General features: G+C 58.9%; 15 protein-coding genes. 10 read left to right on the top strand and 5 right to left on the bottom strand.

The features are described 5' to 3' along the window. Positions 1–154: 154 nt before the first annotated feature. Together ligD and ACQKIK_RS18610 are read left to right on the top strand one after the other, a co-directional pair. Positions 155–2,716 carry a DNA ligase D gene (gene ligD / locus ACQKIK_RS18615; RefSeq protein WP_499137057.1) on the top strand — a complete coding sequence of 854 codons (2,562 nt, stop codon included), beginning with the start codon at positions 155–157 and terminating at the stop codon, positions 2,714–2,716. Between the two features lie 198 nt (positions 2,717–2,914). Then, on the top strand, positions 2,915–5,056 hold the full coding sequence (locus tag ACQKIK_RS18610; protein ID WP_499137056.1) for a dihydrolipoyl dehydrogenase family protein: 2,142 nt from the start codon (positions 2,915–2,917) through the stop codon (positions 5,054–5,056). A 448-nt stretch (positions 5,057–5,504) separates the two neighbouring features. Here the strand turns inward: ACQKIK_RS18610 and ACQKIK_RS18605 are convergent, their stop codons facing one another. Genes ACQKIK_RS18605 through ACQKIK_RS18595 form a run of 3 tightly spaced genes read right to left on the bottom strand, consistent with a single transcriptional unit; the run spans position 5,505 to position 7,328 of the window. Beyond that, a complete protein-coding gene (locus ACQKIK_RS18605; protein ID WP_463308997.1) occupies positions 5,505–6,551 on the bottom strand; it encodes a threonine aldolase family protein in 1,047 nt (348 codons plus the stop codon). 23 nt (positions 6,552–6,574) lie between these two features. Next, entirely contained in the window at positions 6,575–6,949 is a 375-nt protein-coding gene (locus tag ACQKIK_RS18600; protein ID WP_045427348.1) for a DUF202 domain-containing protein, read from the bottom strand. 10 nt (positions 6,950–6,959) lie between these two features. Next, positions 6,960–7,328: a YidH family protein gene (locus tag ACQKIK_RS18595; protein ID WP_029404536.1), complete on the bottom strand. Its 369-nt coding sequence runs from the start codon at positions 7,326–7,328 to the stop codon at positions 6,960–6,962. A gap of 208 nt (positions 7,329–7,536) precedes the next feature. Between ACQKIK_RS18595 and ACQKIK_RS18590 the strand changes: the two genes are divergently transcribed. Further along, positions 7,537–8,031: a copper chaperone PCu(A)C gene (locus ACQKIK_RS18590; RefSeq protein WP_499137055.1), complete on the top strand. Its 495-nt coding sequence runs from the start codon at positions 7,537–7,539 to the stop codon at positions 8,029–8,031. Between the two features lie 172 nt (positions 8,032–8,203). On the opposite strand, the gene gorA is transcribed toward ACQKIK_RS18590, so the two are convergent. After that, positions 8,204–9,562, bottom strand: a complete 1,359-nt coding sequence (gorA, locus tag ACQKIK_RS18585; protein ID WP_499137054.1) for a glutathione-disulfide reductase — start codon at positions 9,560–9,562, stop codon at positions 8,204–8,206. A 72-nt stretch (positions 9,563–9,634) separates the two neighbouring features. Here gorA and ACQKIK_RS18580 point away from each other — a divergent pair, with 72 nt between their 5' ends. Beyond that, the gene (locus tag ACQKIK_RS18580) at positions 9,635–10,057 is read left to right on the top strand and encodes a VOC family protein (RefSeq protein WP_045427337.1); all 423 of its coding nucleotides are present in this window, start codon (positions 9,635–9,637) and stop codon (positions 10,055–10,057) included. A gap of 45 nt (positions 10,058–10,102) precedes the next feature. Here the strand turns inward: ACQKIK_RS18580 and galU are convergent, their stop codons facing one another. Continuing rightward, positions 10,103–10,942 (bottom strand): UTP--glucose-1-phosphate uridylyltransferase GalU, encoded by an 840-nt coding sequence (galU, locus tag ACQKIK_RS18575; protein ID WP_045427334.1) that lies wholly within the window; start codon positions 10,940–10,942, stop codon positions 10,103–10,105. A 640-nt stretch (positions 10,943–11,582) separates the two neighbouring features. Here galU and ACQKIK_RS18570 point away from each other — a divergent pair. The 6 genes from ACQKIK_RS18570 to ACQKIK_RS18545 all read left to right on the top strand — a co-directional run bounded on the left by ACQKIK_RS18570 (position 11,583) and on the right by ACQKIK_RS18545 (position 22,161). Continuing rightward, a complete protein-coding gene (locus ACQKIK_RS18570; RefSeq protein WP_499137053.1) occupies positions 11,583–13,205 on the top strand; it encodes a methyl-accepting chemotaxis protein in 1,623 nt (540 codons plus the stop codon). A 219-nt stretch (positions 13,206–13,424) separates the two neighbouring features. Further along, positions 13,425–14,813 carry an oxygen-independent coproporphyrinogen III oxidase gene (gene hemN, locus ACQKIK_RS18565; RefSeq protein ID WP_499137052.1) on the top strand — a complete coding sequence of 463 codons (1,389 nt, stop codon included), beginning with the start codon at positions 13,425–13,427 and terminating at the stop codon, positions 14,811–14,813. A gap of 180 nt (positions 14,814–14,993) precedes the next feature. After that, a complete protein-coding gene (locus ACQKIK_RS18560; protein WP_463309317.1) occupies positions 14,994–16,637 on the top strand; it encodes a VRR-NUC domain-containing protein in 1,644 nt (547 codons plus the stop codon). After that, the gene (locus tag ACQKIK_RS18555) at positions 16,634–18,892 is read left to right on the top strand and encodes an ATP-dependent DNA helicase (RefSeq protein WP_499137051.1); all 2,259 of its coding nucleotides are present in this window, start codon (positions 16,634–16,636) and stop codon (positions 18,890–18,892) included. Before ACQKIK_RS18560 ends, ACQKIK_RS18555 begins: the two co-directional genes overlap by 4 nt. 313 nt (positions 18,893–19,205) lie before the next feature. Beyond that, a complete protein-coding gene (locus ACQKIK_RS18550; protein WP_046161292.1) occupies positions 19,206–20,468 on the top strand; it encodes an OprD family porin in 1,263 nt (420 codons plus the stop codon). Between the two features lie 307 nt (positions 20,469–20,775). After that, complete coding sequence (locus tag ACQKIK_RS18545; protein WP_499137050.1) at positions 20,776–22,161, top strand: FAD-binding oxidoreductase; 1,386 nt, start codon at positions 20,776–20,778, stop codon at positions 22,159–22,161. Positions 22,162–22,185 lie beyond the last annotated feature (24 nt).

The following is a 22,185-nucleotide window of genomic DNA, read 5'->3' as shown; positions in this document are numbered from 1 at the left end:
TCTGCATATGGAAAGGGGCTCGCGCCGGGTCGACGCTGCCTTGGTTTTTCAACATCTACAAACGCTAGCAGGCCCTGCCGAGATGTAAACATCGTTACGTCACCGCTTGGCAGAAGGTTCGCAGCTCGGATGAATCGATAACGGAGTCGCTGCCATGGCCTTGGATGAGTACAACCGAAAGCGCGACTTCACTGCGACCCCAGAGCCTGATGGCGAAAACGGCACGCGCAAACGCCGCAAGGCTCGTGCGCTTCAGTACTGCATCCAGAAGCACGACGCGACGCGGCTGCACTATGACTTCCGCCTCGAGCTCGACGGGACGCTGAAAAGTTGGGCTGTCCCGAAGGGGCCCTCCCTCGATCCGAAATCGCGCCGTCTGGCTGTGCATGTCGAAGACCATCCGCTTGAATACGCGACGTTCGAAGGAAGCATTCCGAAAGGTCATTACGGCGCGGGAGATGTGATCGTCTGGGATCGCGGTGTCTGGATTCCCGAGGGCGACCCGCAAGAGGGTTATCGCAAGGGCAAACTGAAGTTCAGTCTCGAAGGTGAAAAGCTGAGCGGTACCTGGAATCTGGTTCGCACGCGCATGGACGGGGGAAAGGAACAATGGTTTCTGATCAAGTCCAACGACGACGCTGCCAGGCCAGAGAGCGAATACGACATCGTCGAAGAGCTGCCCGACAGCGTGCTGAGCGATCGGACCCTGATACCCCGCAAGCGTGGTAAAGCCACACCGGCAGCCGCAGCCAAAGCGGTCAAAACACCTGCGCGTAGACGCAGCCGCAAGGACGCGCCGAACGCGACGTTGACGGGCGCCAAGCAGGCGCCGTTACCGGAGAGCTTCAAGCCCCAACTCGCGACGTTGGTTGAATCAGTCCCTGACGGGGATTGGCGCTACGAAATCAAGTTCGACGGTTACCGCATCATGGCTCGCATCGAGTCGGGCAGGGTGCAGCTTTTCACCCGTAACGGTCACGACTGGACGCAGAAGATGCCACAGCAGGCCGAAGCGCTCGCCGGGCTTGGTTTGAAATCGGCCTGGCTGGACGGCGAAGTGGTGGTGCCCGACGACGACGGCACGCCGGATTTCCAAGCGCTGCAGAACGCCTTCGAAGCTGGCCGCAGCGGCAGCATCCTCTATTATCTGTTCGATATTCCCTATCTGAATGGCATGGACTTGCGTGGGGTCCCACTGGAGGAGCGCCGAGCAGCCCTGAGTCAGGTGCTGGATGCTGACGAAAGCGAGCTGTTGCGCTTCTCCGCTGATTTCACCGAACAGCCGGAGAGCATGCTCGAGAGCGCTTGCCAGATGAAGCTGGAAGGGCTGATTGGCAAGCGTGGAGGCAGTACTTACGTGTCCCGGCGCAGCAACAGCTGGGTCAAGATCAAGTGCAAGAACCGTCAGGAATTCGTCATCGTCGGCTACACCGACCCGAAGGGTACGCGCAGTGGCTTCGGTGCGCTGCTGCTGGGGCTGCACGACGAACACGGTCAGCTGATATACGCCGGCAAGGTGGGCACCGGCTTCAACCACGCCACTCTAGAGAGCCTGCACGCCAAGCTCAAACCGCTCGGAGTCGACAAGAGCCCCTTGGCAAAGGCGCCACCAGCTGCCGACGTACGCGGTGCTCATTGGCTCAAGCCTGAGCTGATGTGCGAGGTCGCCTATGCGGAGATGACCCGGCAGGGCGTGGTGCGCCATTCGGTTTTTCATGGCCTGCGCTCGGACAAGCCGGCTAAAGCCATCATCCACGAGCGCCCAGCGAAAACAGCAAAGGCAACTAGCCCGGAGAAGCCGAAACAACGCAATCCCGCATCAAACACGGCGGGCGGCAAGATCAGGATCTCGAACCCCGAACGCATCATCGACAAGTCGATCGGGGCAACCAAAATGGAGCTGGCACGCTTTTATGCCGAAGTCGCCCCATGGGCGTTGCCGCACCTGGCGCAGCGGCCGCTTGCTCTGGTCCGCGCGCCAGAGGGCATCAATGGTGAACTGTTCTTCCAAAAGCACACCGAGAAGCTGAGCATTCCGCATATCACCCAATTGGACACCGCGCTGTTTCCCAACCATGCGGCATTGATGACCATCGACACCGCCGAAGCGCTGATCAGTGCGGCGCAGATGGGCACCATCGAGCTGCACACTTGGAATGCCGTGGCGCCGGTGCTCAATAACCCGGATCGCTTCGTACTTGATCTCGACCCGGACCCCGCGCTGCCCTGGAAGCGCATGGTAGAGGCCACTCAACTCACCCAGACCTTGCTGGACGAACTGGGTCTGCAGTCTTATCTCAAGACCAGTGGTGGTAAAGGGCTGCATGTGATGGTGCCGCTGGAGCCCGTCCACAGCTGGACCGAGGTCAAAGCCTTCAGTCAGGCCATAGCGCAGTACATGGCCAAGCTCATGCCGCAGCATTTCTCCGCGGTCAGCGGCCCCAAGAACCGGATCGGCAAAATCTTCATCGACTACCTGCGCAACAGTAAGGGCGCGAGCACCGTCGCCGCCTATTCGGTTAGGGCGCGCGAGGGACTTGCCGTTTCAGTGCCCATACACCGCGATGAGCTGGCGGATCTCAAGGGCGCGAATATCTGGACCATTCGAAATCTCATGCCGCGCCTGGAAGAGCAGGGCGAAGACCCATGGGCGGGGATCGACCAGACAGGGCAGCAAATCACCGCTGAGATGCGTGAACGGCTAGGCATGAAATAACGAGACGGGCAGATCGTCGGCTCTCTCGGAACATCCTCAGTCCGGTCAGCTCCAAGTTATGGCCCAGACAAGAGTTTTCCTGATGATTTGCTGTTCCCCTTGCGATTGCCAGCCGAGGCCACTGATGCCTGGGCCTCAACTTACCTATCCCTCTGTCAGAAGCGACCGCTTCCAACGCGCCGCGGAGTACTGGCATCCATGAAGCTCACCCGTTGGCTGATCGTGCTTTTGTTTGTGGTCGCGGCGGCCTGTTTTTTCTGGTTCGATCTTGAGCAATACCTGACGCTGGAAATGATCCAGGCGAAGAGTGGGGCGCTGCGAGACCAGGTCCAGGCGCACCCCTGGTGGGCAGGCTCGGTGTTCTTTGCCGCTTACGTGGGGCTGACGGTCATGTCATTCCCCGGTACCGTGGTGCTGACGTTGCTGGCCGGCGCCTTGTTCGGCCTGGTCGGCGGAACATTGATGGTGTCCTTTGCCAGTAATATCGGTGCGCTGGTTGCGATGCTTATTAGCCGGTTTCTGTTACGTGACTGGATTCAGAAGCGGTTCGCCAAACAGATCGCAAGTATCAATCGGGGGCTCGAGCGGGACGGCGCCTTTTACCTTTTCTCGCTGCGGTTGATACCTCTCGTTCCCTTTGTTCTATTGAATCCTGCGCTCGGGCTGACGCGAGTAAGCATGTGGACGTTCTGGTGGACAACTCAGGTAGGCATGCTCCCAGGCCACGCGATCTATGTAGGGGCCGGACGCCAGCTGGCGCGTATCCGCGAAATTTCCGACATCCTCTCGCCGAGCTTGATCGGGACGCTGGCTCTGCTTGCCATATTTCCGCTGGCTGCTACCAAGCTGTTAACGCTCTACAAAGCGCGAAAGATCTACAGCGGTTGGCAGAAGCCGGAAAGCTATGAGTACAACTTGTTGGTTGTCGGTGGCGGGAGCGGGGGGCTGGCCGCTGCTCGAATTGCGGCCTCGATGAAGGCTAGGGTGGCATTGGTCGAACGCGAGCGGCTCGGCGGCGCGGCGCTGCACAGTGGCAGCGTCCCGGCCAGGGCGCTGATGCGGGCAGCCAATATGAATCACGCACTGCGCCAGGGCGGTACGCTGGGCATCCAGATGCACACCGAAGTTAACTTTGCTGAGGTCATGCAACAGGTGCGCCGCACGCTCGACGAGGCACAAGTGCAGGTCACGGCTGAATCATGCAAGGCCACCGGTGTTGAGATGATTCAAGGTAGGGCTCAGCTGACTTCACCCTGGTCGGTTCAGATAGGCGATCGCACCCTTTACAGTCGCGCCATCGTCATCGCTACGGGAAGCCGACCCGTCATCCCACCAATACCGGGGCTCGAGAAGGTCGAGCCGCTGACCTGCGAGAGCATCTGGGATTTGCAGCAACGGCCGGATCGACTGCTGATCATGGGCGGCGAAGCCAATGCCTGTGAACTGGCTCAGGCGTTCCAGCGCCTCGGCTGTCAGGTTACGCTGGTCGTTGAGAGCGACATGTTGTTGGCTGCGGCCGAACCAGAGGCACGCCAAGCTGTTTATGACGCCCTTTGTGCGGATGGGGTTCAGGTTCTGCTGAAGGTAGCGCCACAACATGTCGAAGTGGCTGGAAACGAGCACCGCCTGGTCTGTTTGATCGAGGAGCAAAACCACTCCTTGGCATTTGATGAGGTGTTACTGGCGTTGGGGCGCCAGGCCCATCTGGATGACCTAGGGCTTGAAGCGTTGGAGCTGAACACTCGCGAAGACGGTAGCCTGGAGGTGGATGAATACCTGGCTACGCGCTACCCAAATATCTATGCCGTGGGCGCAGTGACCGGTCCGGACAGTTCTTTTCAAAGCGCTACGCACCATGCCTGGTATGCCGCTGCCAATGGCCTTTTTTCCGGATTCCGCCGTTTCATGGTCAGTGACCGAGTGGTCCCGCGCGTGGCCTTTACCTCGCCCGAAATCGCCAGCGTGGGCTTGACTGAGGCCCAGGCGAAGTTGGCTGAACTGGAATACGAGGTGACCTTGTTAAACCTCGATTCGCTGGAGGCGGCGCAGATGAGCGCTGTCAATAGCGGTTTCCTCAAGGTCCTCACCGAACGCGGGCGCGACCGCATCATCGGCGTCACGCTTGTTGGAGATGGAGCGAGTGAAACGCTCGCCGTGTTCGTGTTGGCGATGAAACATAAACTGGGATTGAACAAACTGCGCCGTACCGTACACATCAATCCGACCTTGGCTGAGGCCAGCCTCGCGGTTGCGGAGGCCTGGCGGCGCGCGCATACAGCCAAACGTCCACAGACCTGGGCTGCCAGGTTGCATCGTTGGCGGTTGGGCGGCCAAGCCTGAGCAGGATGCTCGAATGTCTTATCTGATGCGGATAACCGATTCGCGGCGCTGCGATGATTCCAGACCGACATTCGGCGCCGAGCGTTGACGACGCTAAAGTGCAGATTGCTTTTCTTGGTATCAACCCACAGCTGCCTAGTTGGCAAAACCAGTCAGCGGACGGGTGGATATTCTGAAGCGATGCCTGAACGTGAATCGAAAGCCGAAAGCCGAAAGCCTGATGGGCGTGGCCAGATCAAGAAGCAGCCAAAGCGTGGGCGTAGCTGCTGAATACCTGATGAGAGTCCGCTGTATACGAACCGCTAGGTTCGCATAATGTATATTATGTTAAATAGCGTATTGGGTTATGTCAGCGATTAAGCTGCAGCTACCCCAACCCGACCCAACATCACCGTCACCGCACATGTCTTCTACTTCGCATCGACACATGCGGCTTTTCAGTTTCGGCCTATTGGTTTTCCATGACCACACTGCGTATGTCGTCTGCCAGCTGGCGAACGCGTTTTTCGCTGGTGTCCCATGAACACATGAAGCGCGCGCCACCGACGCCGATGAACGTGTAGAACATCCAACCGCGGCTTCTCAGTGCTTCGAGCGCCAGAGGTGGGATGCTGACGAAGACCCCGTTGGCCTGCACGGGAAACATCAGTTCTACACCGGGCACGTCGCCGATCAGGCTGGCCAGTAACTGCGCGCAGCTGTTCGCGTGTTTGGCGTATTTCATCCAGGCGCCGCCTTCCAACAAACCTACCCAGGGTGCGGACAGAAAACGCATCTTCGATGCAAGCTGCCCAGCCTGCTTGCAGCGGTATTCGAAATCCTCGGCGAGATCGCGGTTGAAAAACAGGATGGCCTCTCCGACTGCCATGCCATTTTTTGTGCCACCAAAACAGAGCACGTCAACGCCAGTTTCCCAGCTTAGCTCGGCCGGTGACAGTCCGAGAAACGCACAGGCATTGGCAAAGCGTGCACCATCCATATGCAGGTGCAGCCCCAGCTCCTTACAGGTGTCACTGATGGCTCGGAGCTCATCCGGCTGGTAGACGGTACCGATTTCGGTGGCCTGGGTCAGGCTGACGACGCGTGGTTTGGGGTAATGGATGTCCTTGCGTTTCAGGGCTATCTCGCGGATGGCCGCAGGCGTCAGCTTGCCCTGTTCGGTTCGCGCCACCAGCAGCTTGGAGCCGTTGGAAAAGAATTCCGGCGCGCCGCATTCATCGGTTTCGATGTGCGCAATGTCGCCGCAGATCACGCTGTGGTAGCTCTGGCACAGCGATGACAAGGCCAGTGAGTTGGCCGCTGTGCCGTTAAATGCGAAGAATACTTCGCAGTCGGTTTCGAACAGTTGGCGGAAATGGTCAGCCGCACGTGACGTCCATTGATCGTCCCCGTAGGCCCGGTCATGCCCCTGGTTGGCCCGGGCCATCGCCTCCCAAGCTTCCGGACAGATGCCAGAATAGTTGTCACTGGCGAATTGTTGATTGGCGCTGCTCATCAAAGCCTCTCTATGAATACTGCCTAGCTGCTTATCGGCAGGAAAATTACGGTATAGAGCCCAAGCACGCCAAGCGCAAAGACCGATGCGCCAATCCACAAAACCGACAGTGCATCAGCTTGGATTCGCCCGCTTTTCACCCCGCTGGCGCTGCGCGTGTAGCGGCGCTGTTGAGTCGTCCAGATGCCCAGCGCAGTGGCTAAGGATAGCGCGACCAACACCGCGACAAAGGTGCCGTGGTAAGGCATCCAACGTACAAACAGTGCGCTTACTGTAATCATCGTCAGCAGGGTTCGCCCCCAGGCCAGCGATGTACGTTCGGGTTGCAGACCGGGGTCTTCATGCAGCGGTGGCGGCGCTGGTTTGGGCTCCAGACGGCGGCGGAAGGAAATATGCATCGGTGATCGATCAGTTGCGTAATGCGACAAAGGCGATCAGTACCAGCGTCACCAGTGTGCCGCCGATGGACAGGATCGGGATCAACAGTGGAAACGGCAACGGCCCCTGGTGACGCATCGCACGCTCGATGGTCAGCCAGCGGAAGCAAGCCGTCGAGCTGATGAACATCGCCAGTAGCAACAGCGAAATCGAGAGGACCTTGCGTATCTCCAGCGGGAAAATTTCGCTGGCAAAGGCCTCGACCGCGACACCACCCGCCAATACCGCCAGGGACGTTCGTATCCAGGCCAGAAAGGTCCGTTCGTTGGCCAGGGTAAAGCGCGGATCGGGTTCCGTTCCGCCAGACAGCAACCTGTGACTCCAGCGACTGCGTTCCATTGTGCTGATGCGTCTCCCATAGGAATTTACGTAGGTCATTCAAACAGAAACGATGCCGCGCTGCAGGTTCCGTTGAATGTGCATCGCAGTTCAACTGATGTCGCGCGCGCTTGGCATCTAGCCTCTGCAGCGCTGTCAGGACGCAGATCAACGACAGTAGGACGCAGCATGCTAATGTGCTGCGCTCCAAAACAGCTCGGAGATCTCCATGTTGCTTCGCCTGGTAACCCTCGTTGCACTCGGCACGGCATGCCTGTCAGCAACCGCAGCCGATCAGAACCATGCTCATCATCAGATGATGGGTGCACCACTTGAGGCCACTCAAGCGTGGTCGCGCGCCATGCCGCCCACCGCACCTACCGGTGCAGTCTATTTCACGTTACAAAACCCGGGCGATTCACCGGATCGCCTGTTGGGCGTGCGCACACCGCGCGCAAAGAAGGCTGAACTGCATACCCATGTGCACGAAGGCGAGATGATGCGCATGAAGCAGATCGATTCGATCGAGGTGCCTGCTGGTGGCCAGGTCGAGTTCAAGCCAGGCAGCAACCACGTCATGCTCTTCGAACTGAGCGCCCCACTCGTGGCTGGTGAGAGCTTCCCGCTGACCCTCGAATTCGAGCACGCGGGAGAAGTGACCGTCGATGTGTCCATCCAGGACCAGGCCCCGGAGCCAAGCGGTCACAAGCACATGCAGCACTGATCGACCATTACGGACTGCGTTTGGCACTACGGCGATCAGACGAAGTCCGAGCCCGTAACAGGGGCCGATGTTATCGGCCCCCCTCTCCTTCTTCTACTTACCTGTTCCGCTGCGTTCGCGGTTAGCTGCCACTGGATCGGTAAGCGCGCTGCCACCAGCCCCGATGGTTTGATCAGATTCCTGTCGGCGTGCGCATGGTGACGAACTCTTCGGCGGCGGTTGGGTGAATGCCGACCGTATCATCGAAGATTCGTTTGGTTGCGCCGGCCTTCAGCGCAACGGCCAAGCCCTGGATGATTTCACCCGCCTCTGGGCCGGCCATATGGCAGCCCAGGACCTTGTCCGTATCCGCGTCGACCACCAGTTTCATCAGGCTTCGCTCGAGGCTATCGGTCATGGTCTGCTTCATCGGTCGGAACCGGCTTTCGAACAGCACCACCTTGTGGCCTTGTTCGCGCGCTTGTTCTTCGGTCAAACCGACCGTCGCCATGTTTGGCAGGCTGAACACAGCCGTGGCGATGTTGTGGTAATCGACCGGCCGATACTCCTCGGGTTTGAACAGCTGTCGGGCCACGGCCATACCCTCGGCGAGCGCCACGGGCGTCAGCTGGATCCTGCCGATCACGTCCCCGATTGCCAGTATCGAAGGCGTGGATGTGCGGAACTGCTCGTCGATGGCAACGAAGCCGCGCTTGTCCAGCGCCACATCGACGTTCTCCAACCCCAGGCCGTCGAGCATCGGTCGGCGCCCGGTGGCGTAGAAAATGCAATCGGCTTCCAGCGTACGACCATCCTCAAGCGTGGCGAGCAGCGTGCCGTCTGCCTGTTTGTCGATGCGGGCGATGTCGGCGTTGAACTGGAGATCAAGGCCCTTTTTGATCAGCTCATCCTTGAGGTGGTCGCGCAGAGCGCCATCGAAACCGCGTAGAAACCATTCGCCTCGATAGAGCAACTTGGTATCGGCGCCGCAGCCGTGGAAGATCGAGGCGAACTCGACTGCGATATAGCCGCCGCCCACCACCAGAACGCGACGTGGCAACGCATCTAGGTAGAAGGCCTCGTTGGAGGTGATGGCATGCTCGCGACCGGGAATCTCTGGCACGAACGGCCAGCCGCCAGTGGCAATCAGAATGTGCTCGGCGCTGTAGTGCTTGCCGTCGACCTCTACGGTATGGGCGTCGACCAGGCGTGCATGGGCCTGTAGTAGCGTGACGCCGCTGTCAGTCAGCAGGTTCTTGTATATGCCGTTGAGGCGCTGGATCTCGCGATCCTTGTTGGCTATGAGCGAAGCCCAATCGAACCTGGCGCCGTCGATGGTCCAGCCGTAGCCTTCGGCTTCGTGGATGTCTTCGGCATAGTGGGCGCCATAGACCAGTAATTTCTTCGGCACACAGCCGACGTTTACGCAGGTGCCGCCCAGGTAACGGCTTTCGGCTACCGCCACGCGGGCGCCATAGCCAGCAGCAAAACGGGCGGCACGGACGCCACCGGAACCCGCGCCGATGACGAATAGATCGAAGTCGTAAGCCATGAACTGTTGTCTCCCTTGTAGATCGCACAGCATAACCCAGGCCGTTGGCCGGATTCATTGGAGGAGCATCGCATGCGCCCTACCCTCACTCATCTCGCGTTGCACGTGCCCGACCTGGACGCCTGCATCGCCTTCTACGAGCAATTCTGCGGGATGCACGTGTTTCACGAGCGCGCTGGAAAAGGATCTCGCATCGTCTGGATGGCCGAGCCAGGAAAGGAGCGCGAGTTTATTTTCGTGATCATGCCGGGTGGCCAGGACCGGGCACTGGCCGACAACGACTACAGCCATTTCGGCTTTGCCCTGGCGAGCCGCGCGGAGGTCGATGCGCTTGCAGACAGGGCTCGTCAGGTTGGCTGCCTGATCTGGGAGCCCAGGGACGAGCCCTACCCGGTTGGCTACTATTGTGGCGTTCGTGACCCGGCCGGCCACTATGTCGAGTTCAGCTACGGTCAGCCTCTCGGCCCAGGCGCCGAAGAAATGCCCGCTCCCTGAAACGCAAAAGCCACCCGAAGGTGGCTTTATGCACAGCACTGGTGCTTAGAAAGCTTTACCGGTCAGGTAGAAGTTCTCGTAGCAGAAGTTGGTCGCTGCGATATAGCCCTCGGCGCTACCGCAATCGAAACGCTGGCCCTTGAACTTGTACGCCAGTACGCAACCGTCCTGGGCCTGGCGCATCAGCGCGTCGGTGATCTGGATTTCGCCGCCTTTGCCTGGCTCGGTCTGCTCGATCAGGTCAAAAATATCCGGTGTGAGGATATAACGGCCGATGATGGCGAGATTAGACGGTGCATCTTCGGGCTTCGGCTTTTCGACCATATGGCTGACACGGAAAATGTCGTCACGGATCATCTCGCCGGCAATCACGCCATATTTGCTGGTCTCTTCCGGTGGTACTTCCTGGATTGCGACGATCGAGCAGCGGAACTGGTTGTACAGCTTGACCATCTGCGCCAGGACTGGATCACCGTTTAGGTTGATGCACAGGTCGTCCGCCAGAACGACAGCAAAGGGTTCGTCACCAATCAATGGACGACCGCTGAGAATCGCGTGGCCCAGGCCTTTCATTTCGACCTGGCGGGTATACGAGAAGCTGCATTCATCGATCAGTTTGCGGATACCGACCAGATACTTTTCCTTGTCGGTGTTGCGGATCTGATGTTCGAGCTCGTAGCTGATGTCGAAGTGGTCTTCCAGGGAGCGCTTACCGCGTCCGGTAACAATCGCAATCTGGCTCAGCCCAGCAGCCAGTGCCTCCTCAACCCCATATTGAATCAGGGGCTTGTTCACTACCGGCAACATCTCCTTGGGCATAGCCTTGGTTGCAGGAAGGAAGCGCGTGCCATATCCGGCCGCAGGAAAAAGGCATTTCTTGATCATGTGAGTCCTTGAAAAGATGAGTCCGATTGATGCACTGCGCCTGGATCGGTCAGCAGCCATACCCTGCATGTCCCGCCAACGGCGACTGACTAGAGGCTACGACCGCCGAAACGGTTCGGGGTTCGACTGCGACTGGGCTAATTCGGCCATGCCATTAACCTGACGGATGGCTGTTGACATGGCTTCGGCATAGCGTGGCCTGACTAGCAGAAATTGCCAAGCGGCTTAGCGAAAAAGATTGCCGCTGCAGTCGCCAAACGCCTCGAGAACGGAGTAGCTCGTGAATGGCCTTCCGCTGCCAAATGATCCAATGGAGACCAGCGCAGAGAAATAAGCGTCGCAGTTCGCGCCATGGCCTTTCGAGTTTTATTGATCCACATCAACAGAGTTAGAAATTGATTTCCTTTCATCGCGAGCCATGGCTCTGCGCCGTTGAACAGCGACTAGGATGTCGCCGGCCTCGTTAGTGGCACGGTGCCTTCACTCAGCCGTCAGTTGAAAAACCTTGTTAAGCGAAGGGGTTTCCGGCCGATAAGTTAAGGCAGATAAAGCGGCTAAGCCCTGAGCCAGATGGCCCGCAGTGCTCCGTCGCGTCCCCGGCGAAGGTTTCGTTTTCGTGTAGTAGTAGCTAAGGAACAGGATGAACAGCACCTCCCCAGCTCGGCAAATGTCCGTTCAAACAAAAATCAACCTGGCCCTGTTGGTGGTGTTCGCCCTGGTCCTGGCAGCCTCCCTCTTCTATTCGGCGGGCTCAGAGAAACAGCTGATACTCCATGTCGTGGAACAACAGACCAAGGATACGGCTGACTCCTATTTCGACAGTATCAACACCATGATGCTGACCGGCACCATGGGCCAGCGTGAGGTGCTGCGTAACAAGATCCTTGCCCGGCCGGGAGTCATCGATGCACGTATCGTCCGCGGCGAGCCGGTAACCAAGCTGTTCGGACCTGGGTTTGAGCATCAGGCACCCAAGGACGAGCTGGACAGACGTGCGCTTGCCGGCGACGCCACCGTCGAAGTGAGCGATGGTGCGAATGGGCGTGTGCTGACAGTGATCAATCCGATCCATGCGCAACAGGATTACCGCGGCACCAATTGCCTGACCTGCCATCAGGTCCCGCAAAACACAGTGATGGGGGCAGTCCGCATCAGCTATGACCTGTCCGCACTGGACGGCGAGGTGCATCGCAACATTCTGACTTCAGCCGTGATCCAGGCGCTGCTTCTACTGGCGGGTCTGATCGTCATGGGCTACATCATCCGCCGGGTGATTATCAGCCGCATCAATGAAATGCGGCACACCATGGAGGCGATGACTGCCGACGAAGACCTCAGCCGTACTGTCGCTGTTCACGCCCAGGATGAAGTCGGCGCCATGGGCACTGCCTTTAACCGCATGATTTTCAAATTCCGTAACAGCCTGGAGGCGGTGGCCGCTGTAACCCACCAGTTGGGAGAGGTGTCGAATCGAGTCTCGAGTGTCGCCGAGAAGACCCAGACTGCAGTCATGGAACAGCGCAGCGAAACCGATATGGTTGCCTCGGCCATGAATGAAATGAGTGCAACCGTTCAGGAGGTGGCGCGGCATGCTAACGAGACCGCGTCTGCATCGAGCGGTGCCGATGAGGAATCGCGAGTTGGCGTCGCGCTGGCAACCGAGGCGCTGGATGGTATCGAGGTGCTGATTCAGGACATCGAGAAAGCGGCGCAGGTGATCAAGCAGGTCGAAACGGACAGCGTCAGCATTGGCATGGTATTGAGCGTCATCAACGGCATCGCCGAGCAGACCAATCTTCTCGCACTGAATGCTGCCATCGAGGTCGCCCGCGCCGGGGAGCAGGGCCGTGGTTTCGCTGTGGTCGCTGATGAGGTGCGCACCCTCGCCTCGCGCACACAGAAGTCCACCGAAGAAATCCAGCGCACCATCGAGCAACTGCAAAACGGTGTGCGTAACGCCGTACAGGCCATGGAAGGGGCGCAGGTTCGCGCTCACTCGGGTTCGGACTGTGTAGCCAAGACCGCACAGAGCCTCACCGTGATCGCGGGTGAAGTGAACACCATCAACGGCATGAACACCCAGATCGCCACAGCGGCCGAAGAGCAGAGCGCGGTTGCCGAAGAGATCAACCGCAACATCACCACGATTAGCACCATTGCTGACACCACCCTGGCTGACGCATCTCAAACCTCGCAGATCAGTGAGGAACTGGTTCAGCTCGCGGCCGAGCTGAATCGTCTGGTTAGCCAGTTCCGGTTGTAATCAAGGGTGACAGGCAGCCGAGCACACGTAGCTCGGCTGCTTGGCCTAATATTCATGTATTGACCGCTTGGCGCCCGCGCTTCAGCCTGGCCGGTTCTTGATCTGGGACAGGCCCAGGCAGGCTGGGGAAACGCGATAATTCGCGCCAAGATGTCGCAGGCTGCGGACGGCACCCCCGACCCAGCCACTCACAATCATGCAATCAAGGTGAAACCCTACATGGACCAAACGCCGAGCTTTAACCGCGCCCTGGTCGAAAAATATGACCGTCCCGGTCCTCGCTACACGTCCTACCCCACTGCTCCCCAGTTCCATCAGGCCTTTGCCATGGACGACTACCGCAGTGCTGCGCAGGCGACCAATGTGGCGGCGGAGCCCAAGCCGCTGTCGGTGTACATCCATATCCCGTTTTGCAAAAGCCTTTGCTACTACTGCGCCTGTAACAAAATCATTACCCACAAGACTGACCGCGCCGTCGAATACCTCGACTACCTCAAGCGCGAGATCAAGATGCAGGCCTCGCTTTTCGACCGCTCGCGCAAGCTGACTCAGCTGCATCTCGGCGGCGGTACACCGACCTACCTCACCAGCGAACAGCTGGCTGATCTGATGGCGACGCTCCACGACGCCTTCAACATGGACGACAGCGACAATCATGAATTTTCGCTGGAGGTCGACCCGCGCACCGTTACCCCGGCTCAGATTCATCAACTGCGCGAGCTGGGCTTCAATCGCTTGAGCTTTGGCGTGCAGGACTTCGACGAACAGGTGCAAATCGCAGTCAACCGCATCCAGACCGAGGAACAGACCCGGGAATTGGTTCAGGCCGCACGGGATGCCCATTTCAAGTCGATCAGCGTCGATTTGATTTACGGCCTGCCTCTGCAGACCGTGGAAAGCTTCGGCGTTACATTGGACAAGATCATCGACATCCGCCCGGATCGCATCGCAGCCTATAGCTATGCGCATCTGCCAGATCTCGTCCGGGCGCAGAAGCTGATTCGCCCGGAGGATATGCCGCCGCCCGAGCGAAAGCTGGAGCTGTTGGAACTGACCATTCAAAGACTGACCGATGCGGGCTACGTCTATATAGGCATGGACCACTTCTCCCTGCCAGAGGACGAACTGACCCTCGCCCGCGCCAACGGCACGCTGCAACGTAACTTCCAGGGCTACTCGACCCACGCCGATTGCGACCTGATCGGCCTCGGCATTTCGTCCATCGGCAAGGTCGGCAACAGTTACAGCCAGAACGTGAAGGAGCTTTCGCAGTATTACGCACGGCTGAACGAAGGCATGTTACCGGTGCACCGTGGCTACCAGCTCAGTGAGGACGACCGCTTGCGCCGTGATGTGATCGTTTCGTTGATGTGCCATGGACGCATCGATTACGCCGAAATCGAACAGCGCTACGGCATCGACTTCAAGGCGTATTTCGCCGATTCACTGGCCAAGCTGGACGAGCATATCGCCGATGGGCTGGTGGAAATCAACGACGACGCCCTTGTGTTGCTGCCCCAAGGTCAATTGATGTTGCGCAACGTCGCCATGGCCTTCGATGCCTACCTGGGCGGTGAACAGCGCGGCCGTTTTTCCCGCACCGTTTGATCCTCATTGCGATCACCCAGCCGGCCAACGGTTGGGTTGAGCGCCGCTACTTCAAAGCACACTCCCGAGCCCACGGTCCGTCACCGCTGATCGTCCAGGCATTGCCAAAACCCGTGGCAACTGTATAAATACACAGCCTTGTGGGCCGCTGTGCCCATGCTCGACCGAACCGGACGTTCGATGCGCCAGGCGCTGGAAAACCCCTTCTATTACCTCGACAACTTTCGCCAAGTGCTCGCCTGGGTTGGTGAGCGCCACGGTGATCTGCTGCACGATGTCGAACGCGCGTTTCTCGACCGTTTCCACCAGGTACCACAAGCGTCGCAGGCCTTGCTGGTGCGCATGGTGATGCGCAAGGGCACACTGTTTCGTGCCAGTAAGCTGCGCTACACAGAGATTGGCTGCCCGATGCAGGCATCCGTCGCACTCATCGAGCACGGCTGGGTCGAGACTAATCCAATGCTGGATGTGGCTCAGCTATTCGGTTTGTTGAAAAAAGACGAATTGCTTCGTGTATGCGGCAATGCAGCAACCAACGTCCAGCGCAAGGCCGACCTGCTCGAGGCCATGCTGGTCGAGCACTCCCAGCCAAGGCCATTCGCCAGGTGGTGTGAAGGTTTTGACGATGCGGCATTTGCGCTGACCATTGGCGATCTGTGCGACCGCTTGCGGCTGATGTTCTTCGGCAACATCCATCAAGACTGGTCCGAGTTCGTACTCGCTGACCTGGGTATTTTTCGTTACGAGCGAGTCGCCTTCTCCCCCGCTTCACGGGCCTTCCACGAACGCGCCGATGTGGATGCCTATCTGCATCTGCATCGCTGCCGAGAACGCTTCGAGGCGGGTGACGCCGTTGAAGCGGTCCTGCAGGACATCCCATCGACACCGTACGCCAACGAATGGCTGGAAAATCGCCGCGGCAAGTTGCTGCTGAGCATCGCCAGGCAGTGCGAGCGCAACGGTGATTTGCCCTTGGCGCTGCGCCTGCATGCTGCCAACCGCTATCCGGGCGCTCGCGAACGTGCGATCCGCGTGCTGGAGCGTTGCGGCCAACCAGAGGCCGCCATGCGACTCGCGCTGGCGGCGCAAGCTGCACCTGAAAGCGAGCACGAAGCCCAGCAACTGCAACGCATCCTGCCGCGCCTGCTACGAACCCTGGGCGAACCCGTCACGCGCCGTGTGAGTCTCACACAACCAGAGCGCATAGATCTGACCCTGCCTCGGCCCCAGGGGATGAGCGTCGAACAGGCCGTGCGTGAACACCTCAGCCGAAGCGATGCGCCGGTTTACTACGTTGAAAACGCGCTGATCAATTCGCTGCTTGGCCTGCTCTGTTGGGATGTCATCTTTGCGCCGTTGCCCGGTGCGTTCTTTCACCCGTTTCACGCTGGCCCGGCCGATCTCACGCGACCTGACTTCCATGCTCGCCGGGCAGGGTTGTTTGATGAATGTCTGAGCAGACTCGGCACTGGCGAGTACCGTGACTGCATCCGCCGCGCGTTCAGGGAGAAGTTCGGACTGCAGTCGCACTTCGTCAGCTGGGGCCTGTTTGACGAGGCATTGCTGGAGCTGGCACTGGTGTGCATCCCTGCCGAACATCTGCATGCTTTTTTTCAGCGCATCCTGCAAGACGTACCCAACCATCGTAGCGGTCTGCCAGACCTCGTTCAGCTCTGGCCAGGCGAGCTGCGTTATCGATTGATCGAAGTAAAAGGCCCAGGCGACCGGTTGCAGGACAATCAGAAGCGCTGGATCGACTTTGCGTTGCGTCATCAGGTGCCGATCGCGGTCTGCTACGTACAGTGGTCGGAGGCTGCACCTTGAGTTATCGGGTCGCAGTCCGTGCGTTGTGCGAGTTCACCGCAAAACAAGGCGATCTGGATCTTCGTTTCACGCCCTCGCCTACCGCGCTAGAAGGCATGACCGGACACGTCACGGTCACGTCGCGGCGCGGCGATGGATACGAGCGAGAAGTCACGCTCGAAGCCAACTATCGCAACCTCACCGTCCGCGGCCGTGCGGACGGCTATGACCCGACAAAGAACCGACTGGAGGAGATCAAGACCTACCGCGGTGACCTCGCCCGCCAGCCGGCCAACCACCGTCACCTACACTGGGCGCAAGCCAAGGTCTACGGCTGGCTGCTCTGCGAGGCGCGCACGTTGGAGTCGCTGGAGATCGCGCTGGTGTATTTCGATGTGGTCAGCCAGAAGGAAACCCTGCTGGTCGAAACCTGTACCGCCGAACACCTTCGGGCTTTTTTCGAAACCCAATGTCAATGCTTCATCGCCTGGGCTGATCAGGAACTGGCCCACCGAGCCGAGCGTGACCAGGCGTTGCGAAGCCTGACGTTCCCCTACGGTGAATTTCGCAGCGGCCAGCGGCAACTGGCCGAAGCGGTATACAAGGCCGCTTGCACCGGCACCCACCTGATGGCTCAGGCACCGACTGGTATTGGCAAGACCCTGGCTACCCTATTTCCGCAATTGAAGGCCATGCCCGGCCAGCAGCTCGACAAGCTGTATTTCCTCACCGCTAAAACCTCGGGGCGACAGCTGGCGTTGAATGCACTCGACAGCCTGGCGGGCCAGCAAACGCCTCTGCGAGTGTTGGAACTGATCGCGCGGGATAAAGCGTGTGAGCACCCGGACAAGGCTTGTCACGGTGAATCCTGCCCGCTCGCTCGCGGCCTCTACGACCGGCTCCCGGCCGCACGCGACGAGGCCATTACTCGCCCGTTTCTCGATCAGGCAACACTGCGCGAGGTGGCCTTGGCGCACGAGGTGTGTCCCTACTATCTGAGCCAGGAAATGGCTCGCTGGGCCGATGTGGTGGTGGGTGACTACAACTACTACTTCGATCTGAGTGCCCTGCTCTACAGCCTGGCGTTGCTCAACCAGTGGCGCATCGGGGTGCTGGTGGACGAGGCGCACAATCTGCTCGAACGCGGCCGATCGATGTACAGCGCCGAGCTTAATCTGCTTACGTTCAAGGGCTTACGAAACACTCTTCCGATCGTGTTGAAGAAGCCGATCGAACGCGTGCTTCGTTGCTGGGGCGATGTGCACCGCCTGCAGGCAGACGCCTATCAGGTTCTGCCAGGGCTGCCGCAGGTGCTCATCAACGCGCTTCAGCAAGCCGTAAGCGCAATCACCGACTACCTCGGCGAGAACCCGGCGGGGGTGGACTCGGCGTTGCAGTCGGCCTATTTCGACGCTATGCAATTCTGCAAACTGGCAGAGCTGTTCGGCGACCATTCACTGATTGACTGCACGCTGCTGCCAGCGCACGGCCGCAGCAATGCCAAAGCATCTGTCCTCTGCTTGCGCAACGTGATTCCCGCCCCCTTCCTGGCCTCCCGCATCCGTGAGACCCGCTCTTGCGTACTGTTTTCCGCGACCCTGACACCGCAGCGCTTTTACGCCGACACCCTCGGCGTGCCGGCAAATCGGGTATGGGTCGACGTCGAATCTCCGTTTCGCACGGAGCAGTTGCAGATACGCCTTGCACAGCACATCTCCACTCGCTACCAGCATCGCAGCGCCTCCCTTCAAGCTGTCGTCGACCTGCTTGCCCAGCAGTATCAGACGCGCCCTGGCAACTACTTGGCGTTCTTCAGCAGCTTTGACTACTTACAGCAGGTCACTAGCCTCCTCCGTGCTCAACACCCTGAGCTGCCCTACTGGGAGCAGACGCGCAGCATGGATGAAGGGGCGCGCAACGCCTTTCTTGCGCGTTTCACGGATGAGAGCTGCGGTATTGGTTTCGCCGTGCTGGGCGGTGCTTTTTCCGAGGGCATCGACCTGCCGGGTAAGCGACTGATTGGTGCGTTTGTTGCCACGCTGGGACTGCCGCAGGTCAATCCCGTCAATGAGCAGATGAAGGCGCGGATGGATCATTTGTTCGGCACGGGCTACGACTACACCTACCTCTATCCCGGGTTGCAGAAGGTGGTGCAGGCCGCAGGCCGCGTCATTCGTACAACCGAAGACGTCGGCGTCGTACACCTGATCGATGACCGCTTCGGCAGACGAGAGATCAGAGGACTATTGCCTGCTTGGTGGGGATCTCCAAGTTAGCCTCATCGATTTCCCAAGTCATCACATCTCCCTGCGCTTCAACGGCTGAGCTATCCGATCCAGAGTTTTGCCGGATCTTACCCAGCCAACCCCTTTGAAACGGCACTAGACGAAAGTCGAAGACCCTAACAATTCTTTACAAATTGGATTGACAAGCCATGCTCGGGAGCCATAATTCGATACGTCGTATGACAACTGATAACGTATTTGTTGTTTCGGCAAGCGTCGCTTTATCTGCGGCCACGCTACACCCCCCTCGTCTTGGGCTCTGGCCGCACGGGGTGGACTACTTAAAAAAGGGAGCACAACAACAATGACCCCACGCAATCCTCTGTCTGCCGCCGTTTTTGCAGGCACCCTGTCGCTAGCACTTGGCATTCCTGCCGTTGCCCATGCGGCGGATGGCTTTGTCGAAGGCAGCAAAGTCACGCTGAACGCTCGTAATTTCTACATTAATCGTAATTTTGTCGACCCGGCTTATAACGGCGGCCAGAACAAGGCTGAAGAATGGACCCAGAGCTTCATTCTGAATGCTCAGTCCGGCTATACGCCTGGGCCTGTCGGGTTTGGCGTCGATGTGCTTGCGGGCCTGGCAGTCAAGCTCGACGGCGGTGGCGGCACCTACGGTACAGGTCTGCTTCCGACTCACGGCACTGGTGCTGATCGCCATCCTGCAGATGACTTCGGCCGGATAGCGGTAGCCGCCAAGGCAAAAATGTCGGAAACCGAGCTGCGTGTCGGTGAATGGCAGGTCGTTGTGCCGGTGCTGCGTGCCGATGACGGCCGCTCGCTGCCGCAAACCTTCCAGGGCGGTATGGTCACCTCTAAGGAAATCAAGAATCTGGCTCTATACGGCGGTCAGATGCGTCAGAACAGCACGCGTGATGACGCCAGCATGGAGGACATGTTCTTCGGCGGTGCCAGCTCGGATCGCTTCAACTTCGCTGGCGGTGAATACTCGTTCACTGACAAGACCAAGGTCGGCCTATGGCACGCCCGTCTCGAAGACATCTACCAGCAGAGCTACGTCCAGTTGCTGCACGTACAGCCGCTCGGAGAGGACCTTGCTTTTACTGCAAACCTCGGCTACTTCACCGGTAAGGATGAAGGCAGCGCCCTGGCTGGGGATATGGACAACAAGACCTACTCCGGTCTGTTCGGTCTGCAAGCCGGTGCCAACACCTTCTACGTCGGCCTGCAGAAAGTCAGCGGTGATCAGTGGATGCGCGTCAACGGAACCAGCGGCGGGTCGCTGGCGAACGACAGCTTCAACTCTGCCTACGATGCGGCTGAAGAGCGTTCATGGCAGCTCCGTCATGATTACAACTTCGCTGGCGTTGGTATTCCAGGCCTGGTGTTGATGAACCGCTACATCAGCGGCGACAACATCCGGACCGCTACCGGCGATGACGGCGAGGAATGGGGTCGCGAGTCGGAACTGGCTTACACCGTACAGAGCGGTGCACTGAAGAACCTGAACATCAAGTGGCGCAACTCCAGCATGCGTCGTGACTATAGCTCCAACGAGTTCGACGAGAATCGTCTAATCATTAACTACCCGATCTCGATTCTCTAAGCGTCACCACCACGCTGGACGCAACACTCCTCGCTCCTGTTGCGGAAACTTTCGCCCGTCTTTGTGACGGGCTTTTTTTTGCCGCTTGTAGTGCTTAGCAGAGCGAGACAGCCCATCCCGTGCACCGAAACCTCTCAAACGGTCGGGCGCTATTGACTTGAAGGCCTATACTGTGCGTATCCGCTGACGAATGCCGAGTTGTGGGGTGCTGTGAGGCATCGACTATCGCCAGACAGGTCGCAGTCTCCCCTTCACAGCCGTGGGCAGGCCTTGTGCGTGCCTACCGGCATACCCAACGGTGATCGTTATGAATCAGCTTTCCCACACCGCGACGGACGCATTCCAGGCGGCCTTTGCGGGCACGCTCGTTTTCCCCGAAGATCCCCAATACAACGACGTGCGCCAGATCTGGAACGGCATGATCGACCGCCGTCCTTCGCTGATCGCCCGCTGCGGTTCAGCTGACGACGTGGTTCGGTCTTTGGACTTCGTTCGCCAACATGACCTGCCTTTCTCTATCCGCGGCGGCGGACACAATATTGCTGGGAATGCAGTTTGTGACGACGGCCTGATGATCGATCTCTCGCTTATGAAAGACGTCAGTATCGATCCGGAACAACATCGAGGCTATGTCGAGCCGGGCTGCACACTGGCGGACTTCGATGCGGCTGCACAAGCACACGGCTTGGCCACGCCTCTGGGCATAAACTCCACCACTGGCGTGGCCGGACTGACCCTTGGCGGCGGCTTTGGTTGGCTCAGCCGAAAGTACGGCATGACCGTAGACAGCCTGCTGGGTGCGGATGTGATAGTCGCCGATGGCCGTCAGCTGCACGCCAGTGAATCCGAAAACCCGGATCTGTTCTGGGGGCTTCGCGGCGGCGGCGGGAATTTCGGCATCGTCACCCGTTTCGAATTTCGGCTGCACCCGGTGGGGCCGGACGTGTTGTGCGGCCTCATCGTTTTTCCGTTTGAACAGGCGAAATCCGTTATCACCCAGTTCGCTCGTTTCACCGAAACGATGCCGGACGAGCTCAACGTTTGGATGATCACTCGCAAGGCGCCGCCGTTGCCGTTCCTGGCCGAAGAGGTCCACGGCAAAGAAATCGTTGTGCTGGCCGTTTGTTACGCAGGCGACCCCGATGAGGGCATGGAATATGTGGAGACACTGAGGCAGTTCGGTTCTGCCTACGGCGAGCACATCGGCGTGCAGCCGTATGTTGATTGGCAGCAGGTCTTCGATCCGCTATTGACTCCGGGCTCCCGAAACTACTGGAAATCTCACAATTTCTCAGAGATCGACGAGGGGTTGATTGATACCGTCATCGAATACGCCAATGCACTGCCTTCACCGCAATGCGAGATATTCGTCGCTACGATAGGTGGCGAAACAGGACGAACCAAGCCTGACGCCATGGCTTACTCGAGTCGTGACGCCAATTATGTGATGAACGTGCATGTCCGCTGGGAAACGGTGGATGAGGATGCTCGTTGCATTGCCTGGGCGCGGGAGTTTTTTGACCGTACGCAGTCGTTTGCCAGTGGTGGCGCTTACGTGAACTTCCTGACCAGTGATGAAGCTGAGCGCACCGCCTTCGCTTATGGCACGAGCTACCAGCGACTGGTGGATCTGAAAAGGAAGTTCGACCCAACGAATCTCTTCCGCATCAACCAAAACATTAGCCCGGCGTGACCATCCGGGAGCGCTCTTGAATGG

This window comes from Pseudomonas sp. NPDC047961, assembly GCF_050272435.1.
Taxonomy (GTDB): Bacteria; Pseudomonadota; Gammaproteobacteria; order Pseudomonadales; family Pseudomonadaceae; genus Stutzerimonas.
Note: the sequence above shows the minus strand (reverse complement) of the source record. Positions and strands in the feature narration are given on the sequence as shown.